The sequence below is a fragment of the Sandaracinobacter sp. genome (assembly GCF_041909755.1).
Taxonomy (GTDB): domain Bacteria; phylum Pseudomonadota; class Alphaproteobacteria; order Sphingomonadales; family Sphingomonadaceae; genus Sandaracinobacteroides.
Window position 1 is genome coordinate 1 of the sequence record NZ_JAYRCW010000138.1, and the last position, 4,314, is coordinate 4,314.

The following is a 4,314-nucleotide window of genomic DNA, read 5'->3' on the forward strand; positions in this document are numbered from 1 at the left end:
GTCGCTGTGGACGCGCTGGGGGCGGAGCGGGTGTGGTGCGTGATGCTGCCCAGCCGCTTCACGGGGCGCGAAAGCCTGGACGATGCGGCGCTGTGCGCGCAGATGCTGGGGGTGCGGCTGGACAATATCCCGATCGAGCCTGCGGTGACCGCAATGGAGATGATGCTGGCCGGGCAGTTCGCGGGCAAGCCGAGGGACCTGGCCGAGGAAAACGCCCAGTCGCGCCTGCGGATGGTGACGCTGATGGGGCTGTCCAACAAGTTCGGCCACATGCTGCTGACGACGGGCAACAAGAGCGAGATGAGCGTGGGCTATGCCACCATCTATGGCGACATGGCGGGCGGCTACAATGTGCTGAAGGACGCCTACAAGACGACGGTGTTCCGGCTTTCCCGCTGGCGCAACGCGCAGCGGCCGCGGCTGGGGCTGGGGCCGGACGGGCCGGTGATGCCGGAGCGGGTGATCACCAAGCCGCCGACGGCCGAACTGCGCGAGAACCAGCGCGACGATGACAGCCTGCCGCCCTATGATGTGCTGGACGCCATCCTGCACGGGCTGGTGGAAGAGGAACTGGCCGCCGCCGACATCGTGGCGCGGGGCGTCGCCGATCTGGAGACGGTGAAGCGCATCGAGCGGCTGTTGTACATCGCCGAATACAAGCGCCGGCAGGCGCCGCCGGGGGTGAAGATCGGGCCGCGCAATTTCGGGCGCGACCGGCGCTATCCGATCACCAACGCGTTCCGCACGGGGGCTTCGACAGGCTCAGCCTGAGCGGGTTCGGGGCGGCTGAACGCCTGCCCCTTTCCCTAAAACCCGTTCCCCGCCTGCCCCGGTTGCAGCTCGTCGATGGTTTCGAACAGGCGGGTGAGGGCTTCGCGTTCGGCCGCGCCGATTTCCGGGCGCCAGATTTCGAAGAGGAGGATGACGCGGGTTTCGGTGCCGCGGTTCCAGGCTTCATGTTCGAAGCTGTCGTCGAAGATGAGCGCCTTGCCCGGTTCCCAGCGGCGGGTTTCCGGGCCGACGCGCAGGGCGCAATCCGCATTGGTGACGAGCGGGATGTGAACGATCAGGCGTGTGTTCAGCATGCCGGTGTGCGGCTGGATGTGGGTGCCGGGCTTCAGCAGGCTCCACAACGCCATGGGGGAACGGCCCCTGATGCGCGGGATGGGGGCTGCGGCGAGGGCTTCCATGGTGGCGGGGGCTGCGGCGGCGTGTTCGGAAACCACTTCGCCGTTGTTCCAGAAATAGTGCGCGCCCCAGCTTGGATCGTCTTTCAGGGGGTTGTTGGGGGCGGGGCGGTCGGTGCGGGTTTCGACATAGGGGCGGAAGTCGGCGCCGCCTTTCATGCGCTCGGCGAGTTCTGCCTGCATGGCGGGTGTTGCGGCTTCCACCTGGGGCAGCCAGTCGAACTCTTCCCGTTCGTAGAAGGCGCGCTGCGGCAGGCCGGGGAAATAGAACATGCTGGGCTGCTGCAGGTAGAGCTGCGTCTTGCCCGTGAGCAGGTCGATCGCGTGGGAGAGGCGGGGGAGCGACGAGACATCGCCCAGCGCATCCCGGAGGTGCGATTCGAAGCGGGCCGAGGACCGGGCGATCCATTGCTGGGCGCGTTGCAGGAAGGGCTTCAGTTCGGGCGGCTGCGGTTCCACCATCGCCTGGTTCAGCGCGGCGCGGAAGAAGCTGGTGGCGGCGCGGTCATCCCCCACGCGGCTTTTCACATCGCCCATGGCAAGCAGCGCGCCGACATGGCGCGGGTTCGCCGCCAGCGCGCGGGCGAGGGCGGCCTGTTCGCCCTCTGCATCGCCCGACAGCTGGGCGACCTGGGCCGCCAGCAGCGGCGGCGCATCGGGCCATTGGCCGAGGATGGCGCGCGCCGAGGCGAAGTCCCGCCGGCCGAGGGCGGCGCGGACCTGATCCATCCGGGGATCGGGGCGGGCCTGGGTGCTCAGAGCTGACCCTCCGGCACGGAGAAGGTGTCGCAGACGTTGGGGTCGCCCGATTCGAAGCCCTTCTTCAGCCAGCGGATGCGCTGTTCGGCGGAGCCGTGGGTGAAGCTGTCGGGCACGACGCGGCCCTGCATCTGGCGTTGCAGCGTATCGTCGCCGATGGCCTGCGCGGCGCGGACGCCTTCGGCGAAATCACCTTCGTCCAGCAGGGTGCGGTTGTTGGCGGCCCACACGCCGGCGTAGCAATCGGCCTGGAGTTCCAGCCGGACGGAGAGGGCATTGGCCTGGCTGCGACCGGCGCGCTGCTGGGCGCGGGTGACCTGCTGGGAGGTTCCCGTGACCGTCTGGATATGGTGGCCGACTTCGTGGGCGATCACATAGGCGGCGGCGAAATCGCCGGGCGCGCCGAACTGGCGGGCCAGCTGGTCGAAGAAGCCGGTGTCGAGATAGACCTTCTGGTCTGCCGGGCAATAGAAGGGGCCGGAGGCCGCCGAGGCGCCGCCGCAGGCGGAGCGGATGCTGCCGTCGAACAGCACCAGCCGGGGGGCGGGATATTGCTGGCCGCTGGCGGCGAAGATCTTGCCCCAGCTATCTTCCGTGGTGGCCAGAACCTTCGCGACGAAGCGATCCGTTTCGGTCTGCAACTGGGAGCCGCTGCCGGCCGGCGCGCCGGGGGCCTGGGCGGAAACCTGCGGCGACTGGGCCGGCTGGTTCGACTGGCCGCCCATGTTGCTGAACAGGAAGATGGCGCCCATCGCCACCACGATGCCGATGATGCCGAATTTCGAGCCGATCAGCGGCAGGAACAGGCCCAGCAGGCCGCCCAGCCCGCCGCCCATGCCACCGGCGCCCTGCCCCGCACCCCCGAAGCCGATTCCGCCTTCGTCGCGCCGGTTTTCGATGTTTCCGCTTTCGCGCTGGTCGTCGAGCCGCATGCCTGCCCCCCTCTGTTCGCGGTGCAGGATAGGCGAAGCGGGCGGCGGATGCGAGCAAAAGGGGACGCGGCCTGCACTGGCTCTTGTGCCGGGGGCCGGTTCTGCGCGAGATGCCCGCCGGTTCGGTGAATGAAATGGGAGCGAGGGATGCAGAAGCTGCTGGTGGCGGGGCTGTTGGGGATTGCCGGGGCCTGCGCGCAGGCGGAACCTGCCGGTGCGCCGGCATCGGGGCCGCCCATCGTCGCCTATGAGGTGGCGGCCGAGCCGGGCGTCGCCCAGGAGATCTGGGCGACGGGGCTGAACCGGCCCTGGGGCATCGCCTGGCTGCCCGACGGGCGGGCGCTGGTGACGGAGCGTGGCGGCGCGCTGCGGATCGTGGGGAAAGACGGCAAGCCGGGCGCGCCGGTGGAGGGGGTGCCGGCGGTGGCCGCCGTGGGGCAGGGCGGGCTGCTGGACGTGGCGGTGCATCCGCGCTTTGCCGACAATGGCTTCGTTTATCTGACCCATGCGGTGGGAGACCCCAAGGCCAATCTGACGGCGCTGTCGCGCGGGGTTCTGAAAGGCAATTCGCTGGTGGAGGTGCGGGAGCTGTTCCGCAATCCGCAGGCGAAAACGGGCGGCGCGCATTTCGGATCGCGGCTGCTGTGGCTGCCGGACGGCACCTTGCTGATGAGCGTGGGCGACGGCGGCAACCCCAATATCCAGCTGGACGGCCAGAACATCCGCAACAATGCGCAGAACCCGAACGCCTATTTCGGCAAGGTGCTGCGGCTGACGGCGGACGGCGAACCGGCGGCAGGGAACCCCGGGGCGGATGCGGCGAAGGGCTGGAACGCCCGGCTGTTCAGCATGGGCCACCGCAATGTGCAGGGGCTGGCGCTGGACGCGAAAACGGGCGCGATCTGGGCGACGGAACATGGCGCGCGCGGCGGCGACGAGCTGAACCGGCTGTCGGCCGGCAGCAACTATGGCTGGCCGCTGGTGACCTATTCGATCGAATATTCGGGCCAGCCCATCACCGAGGAGCGGTCGCGCCCCGGTTTCCGCGATCCGGTTTCGGTGTGGATCCCCTCCATCGCGGCGTCGGGGCTGGCGGTCTATCGCGGATCGCGGCTGAAGGCGCTGGACGGCGCGCTGCTGGCGGGCGGGCTGATGAGCCAGGACGTGCGGGTGATCCGCATCGGCAAGAACGGCCGGCCGACGGGCGAGACGCGAATCGCGATCGGCGCCCGCGTGCGCGACGTGGCGCAGGGGCCGGACGGTTTCGTCTATGTGCTGACGGACGAGGAAGAGGGGCGGATCATCCGGCTGACGCCAGCGCGCTGAGCGCCGGCCAGCCGCTGGCCGTGACATAGAGGCCGGTGCCGACCACGATGAGCGCGAACAGTTTCGTGAGAAGATCCTTCGCGCCCGCCATCCGCCTACCCAGCCGGATG

The 4,314-nt window shown here is 69.3% G+C and carries 4 protein-coding genes; 2 read left to right on the plus strand and 2 right to left on the minus strand.

Features of this window, described 5'->3' with window-relative positions:
- On the plus strand, nt 1-771 hold a 771-nt coding region (nadE, locus tag ACE3O8_RS12945), incomplete at its 5' end, for an NAD(+) synthase (protein ID WP_374390387.1).
- Between the two features lie 35 nt (nt 772-806).
- On the opposite strand, the gene ACE3O8_RS12950 is transcribed toward nadE, so the two are convergent.
- Nucleotides 807-1,946, minus strand: a complete 1,140-nt coding sequence (locus ACE3O8_RS12950; RefSeq protein ID WP_374390392.1) for an aspartyl/asparaginyl beta-hydroxylase domain-containing protein — start codon at nt 1,944-1,946, stop codon at nt 807-809.
- Entirely contained in the window at nt 1,943-2,878 is a 936-nt protein-coding gene (locus tag ACE3O8_RS12955; protein ID WP_374390389.1) for a neutral zinc metallopeptidase, read from the minus strand. Before ACE3O8_RS12955 ends, ACE3O8_RS12950 begins: the two co-directional genes overlap by 4 nt.
- A gap of 147 nt (nt 2,879-3,025) precedes the next feature.
- Between ACE3O8_RS12955 and ACE3O8_RS12960 the strand changes: the two genes are divergently transcribed.
- A complete protein-coding gene (locus tag ACE3O8_RS12960) occupies nt 3,026-4,204 on the plus strand; it encodes a PQQ-dependent sugar dehydrogenase (protein WP_374390390.1) in 1,179 nt (392 codons plus the stop codon).
- Nucleotides 4,205-4,314 lie beyond the last annotated feature (110 nt).

Coding starts and splice junctions, on each gene's coding strand:
- ACE3O8_RS12960 (WP_374390390.1), top strand. CDS start 3,026: ATGCAGAAGCTGCTGGTGGCGGGGCTGTTGGGGATTGCCGGGGCCTGC.
- ACE3O8_RS12955 (WP_374390389.1), bottom strand. CDS start 2,878: ATGCGGCTCGACGACCAGCGCGAAAGCGGAAACATCGAAAACCGGCGC.